This window comes from Actinoallomurus soli (assembly GCF_024055715.1).
Classification (GTDB): domain Bacteria; phylum Actinomycetota; class Actinomycetes; order Streptosporangiales; family Streptosporangiaceae; genus Actinoallomurus; species Actinoallomurus soli.
This window is the reverse complement of the sequence record NZ_JAMXMV010000037.1, coordinates 1-20,333: the sequence shown is the minus strand read 5'-3', so window position 1 is coordinate 20,333 and position 20,333 is coordinate 1. Positions and strand designations below refer to the sequence as shown.

Below are 20,333 nucleotides of genomic sequence, written 5' to 3'. Positions count from 1 at the left end.
ACCCGAGACCCTCCGTGATGAGGAGACCGCGTATGGTGCTGATTTGCCCGATGGCCAGCGACTTCTCGGTACGTTCTACCCCAATCTGGGACGGATCCCCCTGCTCGGCCAGGACAATTAACCGGGAAGTTACAGATCTTCCACGGACGGTGATCGCCGCGAGAAGGCGTACGGGCCGCGGGGAGACCCGCGGCCCGTACGCCTCATCTCGTGACCGGTTCACCGGTCGGGGCGGATCCGCTCAGCCGCAGGCGTGATCCGGTCTGAGCGCGAAGTCGGCCGTCGTGGACGCCAGCTTCACGATCTTCACGGACCTGGTCTGCGGCGCCCAGCCGTCCTTGGCCGCGATCAGGGTGAGCGGGTTGTTGCGGACGTCGAGCCAGAGCACGTACTGGCCGTTCTTGTCGGTCTTGAGCGTGTAGCCCGCCGTCCAGCTGTCGATCTGCACGGTCGCCCCGGCCAGCGGCGCCGGTGAGCCGGTGCAGCCGGCGCCCGTCACCGTCCCGGTGATCTTCCCCCAGGTCGAGGGCGGGTTCACCGTCAGCGTCACGGGCACGGAGGTCCCGCCGTACGGCGTCTTGGCGTCGACCGTCAGCTGGGCGGTGAACGTCCCCGGCTGGGTGATCGCGGCGACGCTCGCGTCGAACTTCACCGTGACCTTGGCGCTCTTGCCCGGCTGGATCGTCACCTCGGTCGGGTCCTCCGACAGCCACGGAACGTCCGCCGTCGCGACGCACTGGTCGTATCCGGGCAGGGTCTCGGCGCTCTTGACGGCGTTGAACCCGCCGGTGGAGCCTCCGACCTTGTACAGGCCGCAGGCGGCGCCGCCGCGGTACAGGGTGTTGTTGGAGTTCGGCAGGGCCGTCCACGCGTCGGAGTCGGGGTGGTAGGCGAAGCCCTGGTTGGTCAGCGTGCTCGTGCCGTCGGTCACGCCGCCGGACACCAGCAGCTGGCCGCCGGCCGTGGCGTAGCCCATCGCCCACAGGTCGATCGGCAGGTCGGCGATGGCCGACCAGGTCCCGCTCGACGGGTCGTAGGCGAAGGCGTGCCTACTGCTGACGCTGGCCGACGAACCGCCCGCGCAGTACAGCTTCCCGCCGATGCCGCCGCAGGCGAGCCAGGCGGTCTTCTCCGGGTAGGCCGCCGCCGAGCTCCAGGAGTTCGCCGCCGGGTCGTACACCTGCACGTCGGTCGCGCCGCAGGCGTCCAGGCAGCCGCCCACGACATAGATCTTGCCGCCGAGGACGCCGACGCCGGCCCCGGCGTACGGCTTGGGGTTGTCCGCCCCGGCCGACCAGGCGCCGGTCGCCGGGTCGAAGACCTCCGTCTTGGCGACCGCGTCACCGGTGGAGCCCCAGCCGCCGAGGACGTAGATCTTCCCGCCGACCGTCGCCGCCTGCGGGGCCTCCCGCGCGGTGCCGAGGTTCGCGATGGGTGACCACGCCTGGCCGGCCGGGTCGTAGACGTACGCCTTGTTCAGGACGGACGTGGCGTCGACGCCCGCCAGCGAGTAGACCTTGCCGCCGGCGTTCACGACCGCGTTGTCCATGATCGTCGACGGGTAGTCGGCGATGCTCGTCCACGGCGGCGCGTACGGCGCCGCGGCGGCCCTGGCGGCGGCCTTCGTACGGGCCGTGGCGCTCTTGTCCGCGCGGAACCGGCCCGCCGCGTAGTCTCCCTTCACCTTCTGCAGCGGCGCGCCCTGGGCCGCCGGGTGATAGTCGCCGCTCTGCTCGCCGACCTTGGCGGTCACGGGCGCCGAGCCGGTGTTCTTCAGGGTCAGGGTCGCGCTGCCCTGCCCCTGCCAGGCCACCGTCTTCTTCAACTCGGTCGGCGTCACCGCGAGCCGGGCCGCGGGCAGCGCGAAATCGGCCGCCGTCGCCCAGCCGGCCGCCACGTTCACGGTGGCCTCCTTGGCGGAGTAGCCGCTCGCCGACGCGGTGAACCGGTGGCTCCCGGTCACCGAGGAGAACAGCCAGTAGAAGCCGTCGCCGAGGTTCGGGTCGTCCGGCGTCGCCGCCGAGGTCGCCTTCTCCGCCGGCCGGTCGGCCGACGTCACGGTGGCGCCGTTCACACCCGCCCCGGTGTTGCCGTCGAGGACCTGGCCGACGACGAGGGCGCCGGAGACCGGGTCGCACGTGCGCTCGCCGAGGAACACGTCGTCGACCTGCCACCAGTACCCGAACTTCCCGGTGAAGTGGAAGCGCACCTGGACCGCGCTCTTGCCGGCCGCCGCCGACAGGTCCACCGTCTCCGTCCGCGGACCGCGGGCGCTGGCCGCGTGGTGCGAGACCGTCGTCCACGTCTGACCGCCGTCGGCGCTGAGGTCGACGTCGCCGGCCTGGCCGGAGTAGTGGTAGTAGTCGCTGCGGAAGGACACGATCGGGTGCGTCGTGCCGCTGAAGTCGAGGACCGGGCTGACCAGCGACGTGTCCTGGGTGTTGCCTGATCCGTACTTGTCGCTGTCGACGATGGCGAAGCCGCCGGACCCGCCGGTCTTGTTGCCGCGCGCGCCCGGGTCGTCGAACACCCACGTCTGGCCCTTGCCGGCCTTGTCGTCGACCGTCCAGCCGGCGGGCGCGGCGGTGCCGTCGAAGCCCTGGGTCGCGCCGGAGTAGGTGAAGCCGTACCCGGGGGCGCTGCACGTCGTCTGGTCCACGAGCGTGCCGACGTCGTGCGTCGTGTCGGCGGAGCCGACGCGCACGTCCTGAGAGTCGGACCGGTAGCCCGGGTACAGCGGATCGACCTGCAGCGTGTACGTGTCGTCCGCGGGCAGGCTCAGGGCGTACCGGCCCGTCTTCGGATCGGTGTAGGTCACCGCGGTCGGCTCGTCCTTGACGCCCACGGTCGCGTACATCGGCCAGCCGTGGCCGGAGCCGTCCCGTACGAGGCCCGTCACGTTGACGCGCGCCTTCGCGGTCAGCGCGAGGTTCTCGGTGACCGTCTGCCCGTCGGCGACCTGCACGCCGCTCACGGTCCTGGCGGTGTAGCCGAACTTGCTCGCCGTCACGTCGTACGTCCCCGGCGGGACGCTGAGCGTGTAGTTCCCCTGCCCGTCCGTCGTGGTCGTGACCTCGCCGGCCGTGACCTTGGCGGCGGCCAGCGGCGCCGCGCCGTCCGTGACCGTTCCGGTGACGATGCCGTGCGGTCCGGACCGGAACGCCCCGACGCCCTTCGGCGTGCCGAGCCCGGTCGGCCCGTCGTACCCGGTCCCCGCCGTGCACAGGTACGCCGGGCTGCAGGTGCCGTTCGACCCGCTGGTCACGTCGTTGAGGTCGCCCGGGTGGGCGTACGGCAGGGCGTTCGGCGAGGAGCCCGCCGCCGGCGTGCCCGCGAGCGCGTAGACCGAGGCGATGATCGGGGCGGACGCGCTCGTGCCGCCGTAGACGTGCCAGCCGCCGTTGTAGACGGCGACGCCGGTGTTCGGGTCGGCCACCGCGGACACGTCGGCGATCGCCCGCCGGGCGCAGCCGCCGTCCTGCTGGAACGACGGCTTGGCCTCATAGGCGGAGCATCCGCTGCCCGCCCCGTCCCACACGCTCTCGGTCCAGCCGCGCGCGGAGGAGTCCTTGACGAGCGACGTGCCGCCGACGGCCGTGACGTTCGGCGACGCCGCCGGATAGCTCGTGCCGTACCCGTCGTCGCCCGTGCTGGCCGTGATCACGACGCCGGGGTGGTCGAAGTAGGCGTCGTCCGCCTGGCCCTCGTCGGAGCCCTCACCGCCGCCGTAGCTGTTGGAGACGAACTTCGCGCCCTGCGCGACCGCCTGGTTCACCGCCGCGCCGAGGTTGTCCATGTAGTTGTCGTCGGCCTCGACCAGCAGGATCTTGCAGCTGGGGCACACCGCGCTGACCATGTCGACGTCGAGCGCGATCTCACCGGACCATCCGGAGTCCGGCGGCGGATAGGTGGTCCCGCCGCGCTGGTCGATCTTCTTGAAGCAGCCGTTGGCGGTCGTGCACGCCGGCAGCCCGTACTGCTGCCGGTACACGGCCAGATCGGCCTCGGCGTTCGGGTTGTCGAACGCGTCGACGATCGCCACCGTCTGCCCCGCCCCGGCGTCCGGAAGGGCGTACGCGTCGACCAGGTCGGCGGGCGCCCATCCGGCCGGGGTGCTGTCCGGCTGCACGCCCTTCGGGCCGACGGCGTCGTCGCGGACGAACGCGAGGCAGGCCATCTCCCCGGCCCGGCTCGGCTTCGCGCACGCCCGGCTGGTCGGATGAAGGCCCGGGGAGGTCGGTCCGGACGCCTTGGTGTGCGGTGCCGGCCGCTTCGCCGGGAGCCCGGACGCGGAGGCCGCCGGAACGGTGATCGCCGTGAGCACGGCCGTCATGAGCGCCACGATGAGGGCGCCCACGCGCCCGCCCACGAGGGGTGGGGGGAGGCGACGAGGCCGCCGCCGGGTGGGAGGTTGGGACATGTACGTCTCTCCTGGCGGGGGTGGCTGGGACCCGGATCGCGGGTCTCGAACACGCCGATCGTCGCCCAAGAGACGGTAAAGATCACGTCCGCATTTGGCCGAGAGTCAAGGCCATTGTCAGCTTGAAAACTCCTGAAAAAACGCTCAAAGCGTTAGGAACTTACGAAGAGTGAGCTTTTTGGCGGTTCGGCACATTCGTCTGGAACGTGCCAGTGAGAACCCCTACAAACCCGGGCCCCCAATCTTGGCCTCGTCCGCCCCGTCCCCGGGCGCGCGGACCGGTCGGGCGGGCGGAGGGGCGGGGCGGGCGGAAGGCTCGGCGAACGCCGCTGGAGTCGCGTCGCGAACGGGGCGGGGTGAGCCGGCCGCTGTGCCGGGGTGGTGCGGACGTTACGAAAAGCGCCCCCGCCGTGTGGCGGGGACGCTTTTCGGTCGTACATCCCGGCATACCCCTCCGGCCTCGGTCGGCCGGGCGACCGGGTGGCTCAGACGCCGAGACGGCACTCAGCTCTTACTCGTGCCGTCCTTCTTCTCGTCGTAGTCCTCGGCGTAGTCCGCATAGCGCGCTGCGAGGTCTTCGTACGACGAGTCGTCGTCGTAGGGGTCATGGTCATCCTGCGAGTTCTGGTTGACGCCCAGCTCGCCGCGCAGGCGATCCAGGTCCGTCCCGCCGCTGTTGTACTTCAGCCGGCGAGCAACCTTAACCTGCTTGGCCTTGGCTCGGCCGCGCCCCATTGGCTCGACCCCCTCGATGGTCGGGGACCCGTCGTATCGGCCCCACTTACGCTCGCTTACGCATCCGCAACCGGGCGCGACAACACGCCACGCACCGGCTACGGATACAACCGTACCCGTTTTGCGCCTAGCTCGGTACGTCGTCTGCACGGCAGCGGCTGGTCTAGAGCTTAACCCACCGATCCGGCGCGCGCTCCGGTGGCCTTCTCCGGCGGGAGGATCCGCAGCGTGCGCCGATCACGGGTTCAGCAGGATGCCGCGCAGGCGGCCGATTTCGGACATCCGGCGCTCGGCGAGTCGATCCGCCGCAACGGCGGGCGGTACGCCCTCGTCTGCGGCGATTGCGAAGATTCGCCGGGTCGTCTCGAAGATGCCGCTCGCCTTCTGCTTCGCCCGATCGAAGTCGAATCCCTCGATCTCGTCGGCGACCTGGATCACCCCGCCGGAGTTCACGACGTAGTCGGGCGCGTAGAGGACGTCACGGTCGTCCAGCTGCTTCTCGATGCCGGGGTGGGCGAGCTGGTTGTTGGCGCCGCCACAGACGACCTTGGCGCCCAGCACGGCCACCGTCTCGTCGTCGAGGGCCGCGCCGAGCGCGCAGGGGGAGTACACGTCGATGTCGGAGGCGATGAGGGCCGCGTGGCCGTCGACCGTGTCGACCTCCGGGTGCCGGGCCCGTACGCGCTCGACGGCGGCCGCGTCGACGTCGGTGATCACCACGTCCGCGCCGTCCTCCCGGAGGTGCTCCACGAGCCGGTGGCCGACCTTGCCGACGCCCTCCACACCCACACGACGGCCGCGCAGCGTCGGCGAGCCCCACACGCGCTCGGCCGCCGCCCGCATGCCCTGGAACACCCCGAACGCGGTGAGGATCGACGAGTCGCCGGCGCCGCCGTGAGCGACCGTACGGCCCGTCACGTACGCGCACTCACGCGCGATGACGTCCATGTCCTCGGAGAACGTGCCCACGTCGCAGGCGGTGAAGTAGCGGCCGCGCAGCGACTGAACGAAGCGCCCGTACGCCCGCAGCAGCGCCTCGGACTTGTCCGTCGCGGGGTCGCCGATGATGACCGCCTTGCCGCCGCCGAGGTCGAGATCGGCGAGGGCGTTCTTGTACGCCATGCCCTTGGAGAGGTTGAGGACGTCGTCGAGGGCCTCGTCCTCGGAGCCGTAAGGGTAGAAGCGGGTGCCGCCGAGCGAGGGACCCAGGGCGGTCGAGTAGATCGCGATGATCGCCTTGAGGCCGCTGGCCTCGTCGTGGCAGAAGACGACCTGCTCGTGGGGTGTGCCGAAGACCTTCGTCACTGTGGTGGCTCCTCTCTGAGCACACGCTGCTCATGACCGGGGTGAGGCATGAGCGGAATACCCGGTGCGGCCGCATCATCGTGGATCGCACGATCGGGACCGGCGCCGGGGCATGAGTCCGACAGGATCAGGGTAGGCGTCTCACGGTCGGCGTGCGGGCAACGGCGCGGTGACGGGCCGAACAGGTCTCAGGAGCGTCTCGGCGGCCCCGGCGACGAGCGTTTTCCGTACGGTCGTGTAACGATGCGATCGTGTTGCCTTACGCCGCCTACCTCCGGGTGTACGAACCGCTGACCGCCTACCCCGAGCCGGAGCGCTCGCGCTGGGAGGCGTACGCCGACTCGCAGGAGCGGCCACGGCGGGTCGGTGCGCTGGGCGTCGAGCATACTCGTGCGCTCTGGCGGATGATCGCGGTTCCGCCCATCGTCGCGCCGACGCGGGAGAGCGGTGACGCGTACGTCCGGCGTGTCGAGGGCGTGACATATGTCTGTCCCTGGGAGACGCGCCTGCGGTCGTGGCTGGCGTTCGACCGCTTCCGCGCGGAGATGCCCGAGGGGCTGGCGGAGATGTTCGTGCCGGCGCGCGTCGCCGCGCAGGCGGACGAGGCGTTCGACGGCTGGAAGCGCGCGTCCGGATCGCTGACCCCGCACATCCTGTCCAGCACGTGGCAGGTGCCGCTCGCCTGGTTCGTGCCGTTCGTGGCCAAGGAGCGCTGGCTCGTGCTCGGCGGCCAGGGGGAGCCCGGATCGGGCGGCCCGACGACCGCCACGCCGACCCGTACGTTGATCTACGTCACGCCGATGGCCCAGGCCCGCCGCCGTGTCGCGCGCGCCCGTGGCGTCCTGCGGCGCCAGGTGGGCGACGAGCTGGACCTCGGGGACATCGAGTCGGTGGGCCGCTGGCTCGAGGAGTTTCATCCGCACTCTTTGGTGGAACTCGACTACGGCGGACTTGTGCACCTGCTCGACGACGCGGCGTTGCGGGCCGATGAGTCGGTCGGAGAGATCGCCGCTGCGATCATGGGACTGGAGACCGGGCAGGCGGAAGTCGCCCTCGCGATGCACAAGCGCGTGACCGCCCGCTGGCGGGTTGTACGAGCTCTTGAATCCGCCAACTGAGCAAAATTAGCCGAATCACCGCGCGATGCGACTATACGTGTCGCTAGAATCACGCAGCGTGACTCGACCACCAAAAATCACAGAGTTGCTATCAGGGACTTGCCTGTTGCGCTCAGTGGTGGCATGGTTACGTCTTGTGATGTCAAAGTGGTCCATCCAGACCATAAGAGACATCAGTGGCACGCGCGAGGTTCAAACGCTGGATCGCTGTCATCGGTCCACGGAGGAGAGGCCGCACAAATGTCAGCTCGTACGCCAGAGGCCGAGCCCCTGCTGACGCCGGCAGAGGTGGCGACGATGTTCCGCGTCGACCCCAAGACCGTCACCCGTTGGGCGAAGGCCGGGAAGTTGACGTCAATCCGGACGCTGGGAGGGCATCGGCGCTACCGCGAGGCCGAGGTCCGCGCTCTGCTGGGGGGGATCCCGCAGCAGCGGTCGGAGTAGTCGGAGGACCCCGATCAGTCGTCGGTGACCGGTACGGACCCGCCGGCGACGTTCAACTGGGGGGCGCACGGCCGGCGGTCGCCGGGCGTGTGCGTGAGCCGCGAAGAGGCGGACGTCCGCCGTTCGCGGGAGGTCGGGGAGCTTCCGTGAGGTTCGACCGGTCCCGCTTCTTCGGGACCGAGCCGGGGGGTTGCACGGACTCCAGGTGATGGATGCCCCGCCCGAGACCGGGCGGGGCATCCACGCTGTCCGGTGTGTCGCCGGACAGTCACGGTGCCGTCAGGGCATCCAGTCGTCCGGTGTGTCGCAGGCCGTCGACTCGTCCGGTGTGTCGCCGGGCGTCAGGCTCGTCCGGTGTGTCGCCGGTGTCCGCGGGCCTGTCGCCGGTGAGCGGGCGGGCTCGTCGGCGTGTCGCCTGTCCAGGGGGGATCAGGTGGCGCGGGACTCGCGGGACAGCCGGTCGATGAGCGCCGCCACCTGCGGATCGTGCCGGGCGGCGACGTCCAGGAGCACGACGTGGTGGTCGATGAGCAGGCGTTCGAGCTCGTCCCGGGGGATGTCGCGGTGTTCGAGCCAGTCGAGGCCGGCGGTCTCCACCGAGGCCATCCACGACCGCAGCGTGATGCGCAGGATGGGGCCCGGGTCGTCCGCGCCGATCGTGGCGATGATGCGGCTCATGACGAAGTTGCGGATGCCCTCGATCACCTCGCCGATCTCGCCCGTCCGGTACGCCGGGCCGCCCCGCAGCAGCGCGACGAACGCCGCGGCGTAGTGCTCGACGAAGTCGAAGTAGCGGTGCAGCGACACGGCCAGCCGCTCCAGCCCCCGGCCCTCCGCCGGCGGGTCGAGCAACTCGCCCAGTTGCTTGGCGGCGCTGTGCAGCGCGGCGAGGTAGAGCTCCTGCTTGCCGCCGAAGTAGTGGTAGACCAGCGCGCGGGAGGCCCCCGCCGCGTCGGCCACGTCATCGATCGAGATCTCCTCGGGCGGCCGGTCGCTGAACAGCTCCAGGGCGGCGGAGATCAGCTCCTCGCGGCGCTCGTCGACGCTCAGCCGGCGTCGGCCCGGTCGCCCGCCCGCCGAACGCCGGGCCTGCTCCGGTTGTTCGTCCGGAGCGGTTGCGCGATCACCCACAGTGGAAGCGTATCGGAGCGGGCTTTCCGGCGGTGGTTCGGTCAATTGCTGGTCAGCGCATGGCCCCGTTGTAGTGACCGGCCCGAAATGCCTCTCGGGCATGCCCATTACTGACTGTCACGGGCGAGAAAGGCGATGGGAGGGCATCATGGCATCTCCTCCCTTGCGGCGGTCCGCCGGTATCTGTCCCTGATTCAGGCGGTCGCTGGGACAGGAGAACCCCCATGCCCGAGGACCCACGCCAGGAGGCGGCCGTGCCCAAGGTGCCGGCGGCGAAGCCGACCATCCGTAATGTGGCGGAGCGCGCCGGCGTGTCGAAGTCGCTCGTCTCGCTCGTCATGCGCGGGTCACCGCACGTCAGCGAGGCGCGCCGGCAGGCGGTGCTGAAGGCGGCCCGCGAGCTCGGCTACCGTCCCAACGCCGTCGCCCGCAGCCTGGTCGAGGGACGCACCCGGCTGATCGGCGCGCTGGTCGCCGACCTGCACAACCCGTTCTTCGCCGAGTTCCTCGACGGACTGCAGGAGAGCCTGCACGGCGCCGGGCTGCGGATGCTCGTCGGCAGCGGCCGGTGGGACCCGCAGTTCGAGGCCGAGGCCGTCGAGGCGTTCCTGGAGATGCGCGTCGACGGCCTCGTGCTGCTCAGCGTCGTGCCGGAGACGCTCAGCGACACGGCCAAGACCGTGCCCGTCGTCGTCGTGGGCGAGCGCGACATCGAGGGCGTGGACATCGTCGTCGACGACGACGAACTCGGCGCGCGGCTCGCGGTCGACCACCTCGTCGAACTCGGCCATCGCCGGATCGCCCACATCGAGGGCGCCCCCTCGACCACGGCGCACTACCGCCGCGCCGGGTACGAATCGGCGATGCGCCGGCACGGCCTGGAGGACCGCATCGTCGTCGAGCCCGGCGACTTCACCGAGGAGGGCGGCTACAGAGCCGCCCGCAAGCTGCTCGCCCACCCCGAGCCGCCGACGGCGATCTTCGCCCCGAACGACCTCGTCGCCACCGGCGTCCTGTCCGCCGCCGACGAGCGCGGCCTGCGCGTCCCGGCCGACATCTCGATCGTCGGATACGACAACACCCACCTGGCCGCCATCCGCCACATCGCGCTGACCAGCGTCGACCAGCCCCGCCGCGACATGGGCCGGGTCGCGGCCGAGCGCCTGTGCGCGCGCATCGACGACCCGTTCCGCGCGCCGGAGCAGACCCTGGTGGTGCCGCACCTGGTGAAGCGCTCGACCACTGGTCCCGCCCCGAGCTGAACCCCGGCCGGACCACCGCCGGACCACCGGTCTCGTTCCGCACCGGGGCCGGCCGGGATTCCTCCGCCCGTACTCGGCCCGCACCCGGCCCGGCGGAGGATCTTCGTACGGCATCGCCGATCTACCTTCGGGCGTCTCGCGTCCCGCCGGGGTCTCCGGTCGGTAAGGGGGTCGTCAAGCTCCACCGAACCCCCGTACCCACGGTCGGTGCGCCCGCCTTAATGGATGCGTGACCGCCGCCCGGCGGTCCATCGCCGGGAGTCGCCGCCGGCCCTGTTCGGGGGGACGGCCGGGGCGCGGACCGGGACCGCCGGGCGGCGGACGGGCGGAGCCGAGAGATGCCAGGGGGCGATCGTGCGTGATCCGGAGCTTGTGTCATCCGCGCAGCGCGCGGCGAGTGAGCTGGAGCGCGCCTGGTCGCAGTGGCGGCACGCACGGGGGCTGATCGAGGAGGTGACGGAGTCCGTCGCCGGATACGTCAGCCACTCGATCGATCATCCGTGGGGACGGCCCCGTGTGGTGCTCGGTCTGGACGCCGACGAGGCCAGAGCCCTCGCCGTCCTCCTCGGCAAGGAGAGCGCGGTGCGCTGACCGCGAGGCCGTCCGACCGCAGGCGTGGCCGCCGCCGCCCGACTCAGCGCGGAGAGAGCGGCGGCGGCCACTCGCCTGTATGGGCCATGGCCTCCACGCGGCCACTCGCCTGCATGCGACCACTGGCCTCCACGCGGCCGGCCGCGTCGATGGTGCCCACTCGCCGTCCCCGCGGCTCTCGCGTCGCGGAAAACCCGGCTGTTTTCGGGGGTGGGACGTCGCACTTGCCGACGTTTGGCAGACTGGTCGTGATGCGTTGTTCGACGGTTCGCTCCGGCAGGGCACTGAGCGCCCTGGTCATGACCGTGCTCGCGGGTGGTCTCACGGCCTGCGGGTCCGGAGGCTCGTCCTCGGCGTCGGCGGCTCCGCCGACGGCGTCGGCCGCCTCCCACCACTCCGCCCCGGCCTCCTCCGGCGCCCCGTCGCCGACGAGTGGATCGAGCGGGCAGGGTCCGCTCGCCGGGAAGGTCATCGTGCTCGACCCGGGGCACAACGGCGGTAACGCCGAGCACCCCGAGGTCATCAACAAGCTCGTCGACATTTACAACGGCAAGAAGCCCTGCAACACGACCGGCACCGCGACGAACGACGACTATCCCGAGCACGCGTTCACGTGGGACGTCGCCAACCGCCTCGCCAAGATCCTGCGGGCGAAGGGCGCCAAGGTGATCCTCACCCGGCACAGCGACACGGGCGTCGGCCCGTGCGTCGACGAGCGCGCCCGGATCGGCAACCGCGCGCACGCGGACGCGGTCCTGGCCATCCACGGCGACGGCGCGCCCGCCAAGGGCCACGGGTTCCACATCATCGAGCCGGCGAAGATCAAGGGCGGCCACAACGACGCGATCCTCGCGCCGTCCCGCACGCTGGGCAAGGACCTGCGTGATGCGTACCACGAGGGCACCGGCATCCCGTACTCCACCTACCTCGGCAAGGACGGCATCGACGTCCGCGGCGACCTCGGCGGTCTGAACGTCTCGACGCGGCCGGCGGTGTTCATCGAGGCGGGCAACATGCGCAACGCGGGTGACGCGGCCAAGATGAAGAGCCCCCAGGAGCGCGAGCGGATGGCCGAGGCCCTCGCGAACGGCTTCGTCAAGTTCCTGGGCTGAGCGTGACCGTCGACCGGGGCGCCGCCGCGCGCGTGCGCGGGCTGTTCGAGCACGCCGACTACACCGTTGCCGGGGTCCGGCACCTCCTCGGGCCGGTCGCCGGGGCCGCGTTGGCCCGCGATGAGATCGTTCCGGCGCTGCGCGCCACGCGGGACGGCACGCCGCTGGAGAGCCTGGTCCGGCTGTTCTGGCTGCAGGTGCCCGTGCCGGAGCCGGCGCTGCCGGCCGACGACCTGGCCGCCCTCGGCCTGGTCGAACGCTCCGGCGGTGAGGTCCGCGCCCTGCTGCACGTCGAACCGGTCGAGTCCGCCTCCGGCGCCGGCGATCCGCCCTCGGCCCGCGGCCACGTCGTCTCCGACCTGAAGGCACGGCCGGGCGGCGTCCCGTTGCGGCCCGACCACGTCGTCGGGCAGGGCGGCGCGTCGAACAACCTGGCCCAGCTGGTCGTACGCGGCCCGGTCGGCGACGTCCTGGACCTCGGGACGGGATCGGGCGTGCAGGCCGTGCATCTGGCGGACCGGGCCCGGAGCGTCACCGCCACCGACGTCAGCGCGCGCGCCCTCGACCTGGCCCGGCTGAGCTTCGCGCTGTCCGGGATCGACGCCAAGCTGCTGAAGGGCTCGCTGTTCGAGCCCGTCGAGGGCCGAACGTTCGACCTGATCGTGTCGAACCCGCCGTTCGTGATCTCACCCGATCTGCGGTTCGAGTACCGCGAGACGGGGCTGCCGGGCGACGAGCTGTGCCGGCGCCTGGTCCGGCGGGCGCCCGCGCACCTGGCGCCGGGCGGCTGGTGCCACCTGCTGGCGAACTGGCTGCACGTCGAGGGCGAGGACTGGCGCGAACGCGTCGCGGACTGGATCGAGGGCGTCGACGGCTGGGTCGTCCAGCGCGACGTGCAGGATCCCGCGGAGTACGCCGAGCTGTGGCTGCGGGACTCCTGCGACGTCGGCTCGCCGGAGTACCGCCGCCGCTACGACGCCTGGCTGGACTACTTCGAGGCGCACAAGGTCACCGGCGTCGGCTTCGGCTGGATCAGCCTGCACGCCTCCGGCGGGGAGGACGTACGGGTCGAGGAGCTGCGGCACGCCGTCGACCAGCCCGTGGGCGCGTACGTCCGGGACGTCGTACGCGCGCGGCCGCGCCTCACCCTGGAGACGACGCTGCGCACCGCGCCGGGGGTCGTCCAGGAGCAGATCGGCCCGCCGGGCGCGGAGGATCCCGAGCGGATCGTGCTGCGGCAGTCGTACGGGCTGCGCCGCGCCGCCCAGGTCGGAACGGTCGAGGCCGCGCTGGCCGGGGCCTGCGACGGCGACCTGCCCCTCGGCCCGCTGCTCGACGCGATCGCCGAGCTGACCGGCGCGGACGCCGGCACCGTACGGGCCCGGGCCCTCGCCCTGCTGCCCGATCTGGTGGCCGACGGGTTCTTTGACATGATTTGAGCCATGGTCCCGATCCGTACGCTCACTCTCGGGGTGCCCGAGCCGCACCCGCTGGCCGCGGACGTCGTCGCGAAGGGCGCGGACGCGCTGCGCCGCGCGGAGGCGGTGTTCCGCGACGCCGGATACGAGGTGCAGACGCTGCGCCTGTCCACCCGTCCCGTGTTCGGCGACATGACGCCGACCGCCGCGTACGCGCGCGACCTGCAGGCCGCGCTCGACGACGCCGGCCTGACGTACTGCTCGCTCGGCCCGGCGACCTCGGGCGTCGAGACGATCCCGGACCTGCTGATCGGCAATGACGCGCTGAACTGCACCGTCCGCCTCGACGGCAACACGGCGGCGGCCCGTCCGGCGGCGGAGGCGATGCTGCGCCTGGCGGAGGAGACGGAGGAGGGCTTCGGCAACTTCCGGTTCGCCGTGCTGGCGTGCGTCCCGCCGGGCGGCCCGTTCTTTCCCGCCGCCTACCACGAGGGACCGGCGAACCTCACGGTCGGTCTGCAGGGCGCGAGCATCGCGGTCGCCGCGGCCACGGGCGGCCTGGACGGCCTGACCGAGCGGGTCGCCGCGGCCGTCACCGAGGAGGCCGCGCCGGTCGTACGGCTCGCCGAGCGGGTGGCGGCCGAGCTGGGGGTGGCGTTCGGCGGGATCGACCTGTCGCCGGCCCCGAACGGTCCGGACTCCATCGGCGCGGCGTTCGAGGAGATCACCGGCGAGTTCGGCGCGCCCGGAACCCTCGCCGTCGCCGCTGCGCTCACCGCCGGCATCCGGAGCACGGACCTGCCGACCTGCGGCTACAACGGGCTGATGCTGCCGGTGATGGAGGACGTCGTGCTCGCCCGGCGCTGGGAGGAGGGCCGGATCGGCCTGCACGACCTGCTGGCGTACTCCTCGGTCTGCGGCACCGGCCTGGACACCGTTCCGCTGCCCGGCGACAGCTCCGCCGACGCCATCGCCCGGCTGCTGCTCGACGTCACCGCCCTGGCCGTACGGCTGCGCAAGCCGCTGTCGGCCCGGCTGTTCCCCGTGCCGGGCACGCGCGACGGCGACCGTACGGCGTTCACCTCCGAGTACCTGACGAACACGACGGTCAGGTGGTGACGCGCCGGATCGCCTCCAGCGTCGTCGCGACGTACGTGCCGGGGTCGGCGAGGAAGACGTCGTGGTCGTCGTCGATCTCGAGCACCTCGGCGTCGAGGCGGCGGGCCATGCCGTACTGGTCGCCGGGCGGCACCGCGCGGTCCCGTGTCGTCACGACGACGGCCGTCGGCAGCCCGGCGAGCTGCGGCGCGTGCCGCCGGAAGTCGAACTCGTACTCCGCCAGCATCGTGTCGATGACCGCGCGGGGATGGGCCCGTACGAGCTCGCGGCGCAGCCAGGGCCAGAGCCGGGCCGTCTCCGGGCTGCGCTTGCGCGTGTCGCTGAAGTAGCGCAGCGGCGCCGTACGGCCGACGTCGAAGCGGGTCAGCGGCCGGAGCGCCTTCAGGAGGGGCCGCGTGACCCGGTCGGCGGGGCTGTCGAAGCGCAGGGCGGTGGACTGCAGCACCAGGCCGGCGACCCGGTCGGGGTGGCGGCGCGCGAGCTCGAGGGCGACCGGGCCGCCCAGGGAGTAGCCGCACACGACGACCTCGTCGATGCCCAGTGCGTCGAGCAGCGCGGCCTGGTCGTCCGCCGCGGACTCGATGCGGAACCGTCCGGGCCGCGTCGGCCCGCGCCCGTGCCCGTGGTGGTCCATGGCCACCATGCCCTGCGACAGGTGCGGCATGAGGTGACAGAAGTTCACGTCCGCGGTCAGGGCCCAGCCGTGCAGGAGAAGGACGGGCGTGGGGCCCTCGACGACCCGCACGGTGACCTCGCCGCGCCGGGGCAGCGTGAGCACACGGGCGGGGGGCAGGTCGGGTTCGACGATGTGTTCGCGTGACCTGCCGACCGGGCGGACGAACGAGAGTCCACGCCGGAGATCCGCCTGCATCGAACTCATGATCCGAATGGTGGCACGCCCGGGTGTCGCCGAGGTATGAGACCGTCGTCACATCTGTGTACTCCGGGCTTGACTACGCTGAATTCGATGGAACGCATCCTCGTCAGCTCCTGTCTCGTCGGCACTCCGGTGCGCTACGACGGCACCGGCAAGCGCAGCGACCACCGTCTCTTCGCGCGGTGGCGGGACGAGGGGCGCCTCGTGCCGGTCTGCCCGGAGGTACGGGGCGGGCTGCCCGTCCCGCGGCCGCCCGCCGAGATCCACGGCGGACTCGGCGGCGACGTGCTGGACGGGCGGGCGCGGGTGCTGACCCCGGACGGCGCCGACGTCACGGCCCACTTCCTCAAGGGCGCGCGGCACGCCCTCGACCAGGCGCGCGCGTACGGCGTGCGGATGGCGATCCTCAAGGAGCGCAGCCCCTCCTGCGGCGTCGCGCGGATCTACGACGGCGGCTTCAGCGGCACGACGGTGCCGGGCGAGGGTGTCACGACGGCCCTGCTGGAGCGCCACGGGATCGCGGTGTTCGCCGAGGACGACGTCGACGCGGCGGCGGCCCACCTGGCCGACCTGGAGCGCCGCCGGTAGAAGCGCCCCCGGCGAAGGCGGCCACGGTAGGGCGCGCGCGGTTGAACGCTTGTGAGAGGTAACGCGATATGTCTTGACCTCTCGACGTCTACGCGATATATCTTCTCTGAAACCGAGCAAAAAGACCAGAGGAGAAGTCATGACCGCGACCGACGAGTCCCGGATGGGCGTCGGCACCTCGGCGGGGTACCGCTGGCGGTGGGTCGCCCTGTTCGTCATCCTGGCCGCCGAGGTCATGGACATGCTCGACGCCATGATCACGAGCATCGCGGCACCGTCGATCCGCGCCGACCTCGGCGGCAGCGCGAGCATCGTGCAGTGGCTGGGCGCCGCCTACACGCTGGCGATGGCGGTCGGCCTGATCACCGGCGGGCGGCTGGGGGACGTCGTCGGCCGCCGGCGGATGTTCGTGATCGGCGCGCTGGGCTTCACGGCCGGCTCGCTGCTGTGCGCCCTCGCGCAGGACCCGGAGATGCTGATCGCCTTCCGCGGCCTCCAGGGGCTCTTCGGAGCCGTCATGCTCCCGCAGGGGCTCGGCATGATCAAGGAGATGTTCGCCGAGGAGGAGATGGGCAAGGCGTTCGGCGCGTTCGGCCCGGTGATGGGCCTGTCCTCGGTCGGCGGCCCGATCCTCGCCGGCTGGCTCATCGACGCCGACCTCTTCGGCACCGGCTGGCGGATGATCTTCATCATCAACCTGCCGCTCGGGCTGCTGGCCGTGCTCGGCGGGCTGCGGTTCCTGCCGGCCTCCCGGTCGCCGGAGGCGGCCAGACTCGACCTCGTCGGCGTACTGCTGGCCGCGCTCGCCTCACTGCTGATGGTCTACCCGCTGGTGCAGGGCCGCGAGCTCGGCTGGCCGGCGTGGACCTTCGCGATGATCGCCGTCGGCGTCGCGGTCTTCGGGCTCTTCGGCTGGTACGAGGCCCGCACGAAGCGCGCGGGCGGCCATCCGCTCGTCGTGCCGAGCCTGTTCCACAAGCGCGGCTTCACGGGCGGGCTGGTCGTCGGCACCGTGTTCTTCTCCGGCATGGCCGGGTTCTCCCTGGTCTTCAGCCTGTTCCTGCAGATCGGCCTCGGATACTCCCCGCTGCGGGCCGGGCTGTCGACGGTGCCCTGGTCGGCTGGCGTGGTCATCGGCTTCGGCGTCGCGCAGGCGGTGCAGAAGTTCGGCCGCCGGGTGATCCACGGCGGGACGCTGGTGATGGCCCTCGGCGTCGCGGCCATCGTCCTCACCCTGCACCTGGCCGGCACGGGCGTCGGCCCGTGGGACTTCGTCCCCGCGCTCACGCTCACCGGCATCGGCATGGGCCTGCTGATGGCGCCGTTCTTCGACACCGTGCTGGCGGCGGTCGAGCCCCACGAGACGGGTTCGGCGTCCGGCACGCTCACCGCCGTCCAGCAGTTCGGCAGCGCCCTCGGGGTCGCCGTCCTCGGCACCATCTTCTTCGGGGTCCTCGGCGGCCAGGTCGCGTCGGCCACGGACGCGGCGGCGCCCAAGGCGTTCGCCGCGGCCGGGGTGTCCGGACCGGCCCGGGACCGGCTCGTCGCCGGGCTGCGCGACTGCGGCCACGACCGGGCGGTGGCCAAGGACGCCGAGGCGGTCCCCGCCTCCTGCCTGCGCGCCGAGGGAGAGGTGCGCGCCGCGGGCGTCCCGGCCCAGCGCGCGGCCGCCGACGTCGGCCGTACGGCGGTGAAGAGCGGGTTCGTCGAGACGATGAAGATCGTGCTCTGGGTGGAGGTGGGCCTGCTCGGCCTGACGTTCCTCGCGGCGTTCCTGCTCCCGAGACACGCCCGCGACCCGAAGTGAGACGCGAGGGGTGCTAACCCTCGAGCCTCCGGCGCCGTGCCTCGGCGTCGGAGGCTCTGCGCTGCACCCCGACCCCGCCCCAGAACGCGAAACCGGTGACGATGATCTTCGGCGCCCCCGCCGCGCCCACGCCGCTCGCGCGGTGGTCGAAGCCGCCCATGATGCCGATCCCGTTCACGTGGACCTCAGCGTCCTCGGGAACGATGATCTCCACGCCGCCCATGACGGCGAACGCCCGGATGGTCACCACGGGCGCCTCGAACGTCGCGTCCCGCAGGTCGAGCTGCCCGCCGCCCCAGAACGCCACGGCGGTGAACTCCTCGGGAACGACCCACGTGCCCTTGCGCTGGAACCCGCTCATGATCCCGAACGCCGCCCGGGATCCGGGCGTCCCGCCGAACCGGTCCCCGCGCGCCGCGGCGGCCGGCCGGGCCGCCGGTTCGGGCAGGTCACGGGTGATGGGCTCCAGGTCGCCGTACGTCTTGGCGGCGTAGACTGCCGTGAGGCGCTCGTCGAGCTCCTCGAGGTCGAGCCGGCCCTCGCCCGCCGCCTCGCGCAGGATCGCCGCGACCTGGTCGCGCTCGGCGTCGGAGATGCGCATCTCGCGCCGCTCCGGAAGATTCGTCATGGCGCCACCCTAGATCGCCCGCGTCCCGGTGCGTAGGGTTCGTGGTGGTGCCGAACACCGCTGGGGGTGCTCATGAAGCCGCATCGAACCGCCCTTATCGCGTCGCTCGTCCTCGCCGGCGGAACGGCCCTGACCGGCCTTGCGCCCGCCGCGCAGGCGCAGACCTTCGACCCGTGCTCCGCCGCGAACCACGGCAGGCTGCGCTACACCACCGGGTCGGCCGCGCACGTCGTGTTCGCGATCTCCTCCTCGTTCGACTCGAACCACGTCGTGGTCACCGAGTGCGCGAAGCAGGGCAACGCGTGGAAGCGGGTCAGCGTCACCACGGGACGCGCGGGGACCGGCGCCTTCGCCCGGCCGGGCGCGAAGCGCGAGGGTGACGGCGCGACGCCGACCGGGTCGTTCACGCTCACCGAGGCGTTCGGGCTCGGCAACCCCGGGACGAAGCTCAAGTACCGCACCCTGCGCAGCAGTGGTGACTGCTGGGGCGCGACCCCGGGCAAGAGCCACTACAACGAGTACTACTCGGACCCGTGCCGCTCGACCGACGAGGACCTGTCGGCGATCGCGCAGCGCGGCCCGTACCACCAGGCCGTCGTCATCAACTACAACCGGCCGAACGCCAAGCCCGGACTGGGATCGGCGATCTTCTTCCACGTCGGCGGCGTCACCCCGACCGGCGGATGCGTGTCGATCGCCGAGTCGAGGCTGCGCGCCGTCATGCGCACCCTCGTCCCGAACGACCGCATGATCATGGGCCCGAGGAGCGCGCTCTTCCGCTCGTAGCCCTACGACCCGGCGTACGACCCATGACCGATGGCCCGGTGCCGTGCCGGCGTGCGTGAATGAGGCATGGACGAAACCCGGGTGAAGGCCTACCTGGCGCGCATCGGTGCGGACCTGCCCGCGCGCCCCGACGACGAGGCCCTCCGCGACCTGCACCTGCGGCACCTGCTCGCCGTGCCGTTCGAGAACCTCGCAATCCACCTGGGCGAGGACATCGTCCTGGACGAGGACGCCCTGGTCGCCAAGATCGTCGATCGCCGGCGGGGCGGGTTCTGTTACGAGCTCAACGGGGCGTTCGGGGCCCTGCTGTCGGCGCTGGGCTACGACGTGACGCACCTCGCCGCCCGTGTCCTCGGTGACGACGGACCGGGCATCCCGTACGACCACCTGGCCCTGCGGGCCGGGCCGTGGCTGGTCGACGTCGGGTTCGGCGACCACGCCCACCACCCGCTGCGGATCGACGAACGCGGCGAGCAGGAGGACCCCGGAGGAACCTTCCGGATCGCCGAGACCGCCGACGGCGACCTCGACGTGCTGCGGGACGGGCGGCCGGCCTATCGCCTGGAGACCCGCCCGCGCCGGCTGCGGGACTTCGTCGCCGGCTGCTGGTGGCACCGCACGTCCCCGGCGTCCCACTTCACCCGGTCCCTCGTGTGCTCGCTGCTCACCGAGACCGGCCGGATCACGCTGAACGGCCGCACCCTCATCCGTACGGTCGACGGCGAGCGACGGGAGGAACGGCTGGGCGACGACGCGGAGGTGCTCGCCGCCTACCGCGCCCACTTCGGCGTCGAGCTCGACCGCGTCCCGGAGGTCAGGGCGTCCTGAACCCCACGCCGACCAGCCGCTCGGAGGACTCCCAGATCCTGCGGGCGTCGTCCATGTCGCGCAGCGGAGCCCACAGCTCCTGCTGTGCGGGAGCGCCGCCGAGGCCGCCCGGTCCCTTGGGGCCGTAGAACCGGCCGCCCTGCGCGTCCGGGCCGGTCGCGGCC

Annotated in this window: 17 protein-coding genes; 11 read left to right on the top strand and 6 right to left on the bottom strand. The window is 72.0% G+C overall.

Annotated elements, in window-relative coordinates; translation table 11 throughout:
- Positions 1–241 precede the first annotated feature (241 nt).
- The 3 genes from NDW01_RS40895 to NDW01_RS44160 all read right to left on the bottom strand — a co-directional run bounded on the left by NDW01_RS40895 (position 242) and on the right by NDW01_RS44160 (position 6,460).
- Complete coding sequence (locus NDW01_RS40895) at positions 242–4,333, bottom strand: carboxypeptidase regulatory-like domain-containing protein (RefSeq protein WP_252829918.1); 4,092 nt, start codon at positions 4,331–4,333, stop codon at positions 242–244.
- 591 nt (positions 4,334–4,924) lie between these two features.
- Positions 4,925–5,155 carry a DUF3073 domain-containing protein gene (locus tag NDW01_RS40890; protein ID WP_252784062.1) on the bottom strand — a complete coding sequence of 77 codons (231 nt, stop codon included), beginning with the start codon at positions 5,153–5,155 and terminating at the stop codon, positions 4,925–4,927.
- 237 nt (positions 5,156–5,392) lie between these two features.
- Positions 5,393–6,460, bottom strand: a complete 1,068-nt coding sequence (locus tag NDW01_RS44160) for a Glu/Leu/Phe/Val dehydrogenase dimerization domain-containing protein (protein ID WP_252829917.1) — start codon at positions 6,458–6,460, stop codon at positions 5,393–5,395.
- Positions 6,461–6,711: 251 nt separating this feature from the next.
- Here NDW01_RS44160 and NDW01_RS40880 point away from each other — a divergent pair, with 251 nt between their 5' ends.
- Both NDW01_RS40880 and bldC read left to right on the top strand, forming a co-directional pair.
- On the top strand, positions 6,712–7,578 hold the full coding sequence (locus NDW01_RS40880) for a hypothetical protein (RefSeq protein ID WP_252829916.1): 867 nt from the start codon (positions 6,712–6,714) through the stop codon (positions 7,576–7,578).
- A gap of 240 nt (positions 7,579–7,818) precedes the next feature.
- On the top strand, positions 7,819–8,022 hold the full coding sequence (gene bldC / locus NDW01_RS40875; protein WP_141956617.1) for a developmental transcriptional regulator BldC: 204 nt from the start codon (positions 7,819–7,821) through the stop codon (positions 8,020–8,022).
- A gap of 429 nt (positions 8,023–8,451) precedes the next feature.
- On the opposite strand, the gene NDW01_RS40870 is transcribed toward bldC, so the two are convergent.
- A complete protein-coding gene (locus tag NDW01_RS40870) occupies positions 8,452–9,153 on the bottom strand; it encodes a TetR/AcrR family transcriptional regulator (protein ID WP_252829915.1) in 702 nt (233 codons plus the stop codon).
- A 224-nt stretch (positions 9,154–9,377) separates the two neighbouring features.
- Between NDW01_RS40870 and NDW01_RS40865 the strand changes: the two genes are divergently transcribed.
- The 5 genes from NDW01_RS40865 to NDW01_RS40845 all read left to right on the top strand — a co-directional run bounded on the left by NDW01_RS40865 (position 9,378) and on the right by NDW01_RS40845 (position 14,655).
- Positions 9,378–10,415, top strand: a complete 1,038-nt coding sequence (locus tag NDW01_RS40865) for a LacI family DNA-binding transcriptional regulator (protein WP_252829914.1) — start codon at positions 9,378–9,380, stop codon at positions 10,413–10,415.
- Positions 10,416–10,769: 354 nt separating this feature from the next.
- On the top strand, positions 10,770–11,006 hold the full coding sequence (locus NDW01_RS40860; RefSeq protein ID WP_252784072.1) for a hypothetical protein: 237 nt from the start codon (positions 10,770–10,772) through the stop codon (positions 11,004–11,006).
- Between the two features lie 251 nt (positions 11,007–11,257).
- Entirely contained in the window at positions 11,258–12,118 is an 861-nt protein-coding gene (locus NDW01_RS40855) for an N-acetylmuramoyl-L-alanine amidase (protein ID WP_252829913.1), read from the top strand.
- A gap of 2 nt (positions 12,119–12,120) precedes the next feature.
- Positions 12,121–13,557: a DUF7059 domain-containing protein gene (locus NDW01_RS40850; protein WP_252829912.1), complete on the top strand. Its 1,437-nt coding sequence runs from the start codon at positions 12,121–12,123 to the stop codon at positions 13,555–13,557.
- A 3-nt stretch (positions 13,558–13,560) separates the two neighbouring features.
- Complete coding sequence (locus NDW01_RS40845) at positions 13,561–14,655, top strand: DUF711 family protein (RefSeq protein ID WP_252829911.1); 1,095 nt, start codon at positions 13,561–13,563, stop codon at positions 14,653–14,655.
- Here the strand turns inward: NDW01_RS40845 and NDW01_RS40840 are convergent.
- Positions 14,645–15,535 (bottom strand): alpha/beta fold hydrolase, encoded by an 891-nt coding sequence (locus tag NDW01_RS40840; protein WP_252829910.1) that lies wholly within the window; start codon positions 15,533–15,535, stop codon positions 14,645–14,647. The two genes, NDW01_RS40845 and NDW01_RS40840, sit on opposite strands and share 11 nt — an antisense overlap.
- 87 nt (positions 15,536–15,622) lie before the next feature.
- Here NDW01_RS40840 and NDW01_RS40835 point away from each other — a divergent pair, with 87 nt between their 5' ends.
- The gene (locus NDW01_RS40835; protein WP_252829909.1) at positions 15,623–16,120 is read left to right on the top strand and encodes a DUF523 domain-containing protein; all 498 of its coding nucleotides are present in this window, start codon (positions 15,623–15,625) and stop codon (positions 16,118–16,120) included.
- Positions 16,121–16,259: 139 nt separating this feature from the next.
- Positions 16,260–17,927, top strand: coding sequence for an MFS transporter (locus tag NDW01_RS40830; RefSeq protein ID WP_252829908.1), 1,668 nt, complete (start codon positions 16,260–16,262; stop codon positions 17,925–17,927).
- A gap of 13 nt (positions 17,928–17,940) precedes the next feature.
- On the opposite strand, the gene NDW01_RS40825 is transcribed toward NDW01_RS40830, so the two are convergent.
- Positions 17,941–18,555 (bottom strand): DUF1707 SHOCT-like domain-containing protein, encoded by a 615-nt coding sequence (locus NDW01_RS40825; RefSeq protein ID WP_252829907.1) that lies wholly within the window; start codon positions 18,553–18,555, stop codon positions 17,941–17,943.
- 72 nt (positions 18,556–18,627) lie between these two features.
- On the opposite strand from NDW01_RS40825, the gene NDW01_RS40820 reads away from it, so the two are divergent.
- Together NDW01_RS40820 and NDW01_RS40815 are read left to right on the top strand one after the other, a co-directional pair.
- Positions 18,628–19,341 (top strand): L,D-transpeptidase family protein, encoded by a 714-nt coding sequence (locus NDW01_RS40820; RefSeq protein ID WP_252829906.1) that lies wholly within the window; start codon positions 18,628–18,630, stop codon positions 19,339–19,341.
- A 66-nt stretch (positions 19,342–19,407) separates the two neighbouring features.
- Positions 19,408–20,169, top strand: coding sequence for an arylamine N-acetyltransferase family protein (locus NDW01_RS40815; protein ID WP_252829905.1), 762 nt, complete (start codon positions 19,408–19,410; stop codon positions 20,167–20,169).
- Positions 20,170–20,333 lie beyond the last annotated feature (164 nt).

What these genes read in the sequence shown, in the direction of transcription:
- NDW01_RS40895 (WP_252829918.1), bottom strand. Translation starts at nt 4,333, where the DNA reads ATGACGGCCGTGCTCACGGCGATCACCGTTCCGGCGGCCTCCGCGTCC.
- NDW01_RS40890 (WP_252784062.1), bottom strand. Translation starts at nt 5,155, where the DNA reads ATGGGGCGCGGCCGAGCCAAGGCCAAGCAGGTTAAGGTTGCTCGCCGG.
- bldC (WP_141956617.1), top strand. Translation starts at nt 7,819, where the DNA reads ATGTCAGCTCGTACGCCAGAGGCCGAGCCCCTGCTGACGCCGGCAGAG.
- NDW01_RS40865 (WP_252829914.1), top strand. Translation starts at nt 9,378, where the DNA reads ATGCCCGAGGACCCACGCCAGGAGGCGGCCGTGCCCAAGGTGCCGGCG.
- NDW01_RS40855 (WP_252829913.1), top strand. Translation starts at nt 11,258, where the DNA reads ATGCGTTGTTCGACGGTTCGCTCCGGCAGGGCACTGAGCGCCCTGGTC.
- NDW01_RS40845 (WP_252829911.1), top strand. Translation starts at nt 13,561, where the DNA reads ATGGTCCCGATCCGTACGCTCACTCTCGGGGTGCCCGAGCCGCACCCG.
- NDW01_RS40840 (WP_252829910.1), bottom strand. Translation starts at nt 15,535, where the DNA reads ATGAGTTCGATGCAGGCGGATCTCCGGCGTGGACTCTCGTTCGTCCGC.
- NDW01_RS40835 (WP_252829909.1), top strand. Translation starts at nt 15,623, where the DNA reads ATGGAACGCATCCTCGTCAGCTCCTGTCTCGTCGGCACTCCGGTGCGC.
- NDW01_RS40830 (WP_252829908.1), top strand. Translation starts at nt 16,260, where the DNA reads ATGACCGCGACCGACGAGTCCCGGATGGGCGTCGGCACCTCGGCGGGG.
- NDW01_RS40825 (WP_252829907.1), bottom strand. Translation starts at nt 18,555, where the DNA reads ATGACGAATCTTCCGGAGCGGCGCGAGATGCGCATCTCCGACGCCGAG.
- NDW01_RS40820 (WP_252829906.1), top strand. Translation starts at nt 18,628, where the DNA reads ATGAAGCCGCATCGAACCGCCCTTATCGCGTCGCTCGTCCTCGCCGGC.
- NDW01_RS40815 (WP_252829905.1), top strand. Translation starts at nt 19,408, where the DNA reads ATGGACGAAACCCGGGTGAAGGCCTACCTGGCGCGCATCGGTGCGGAC.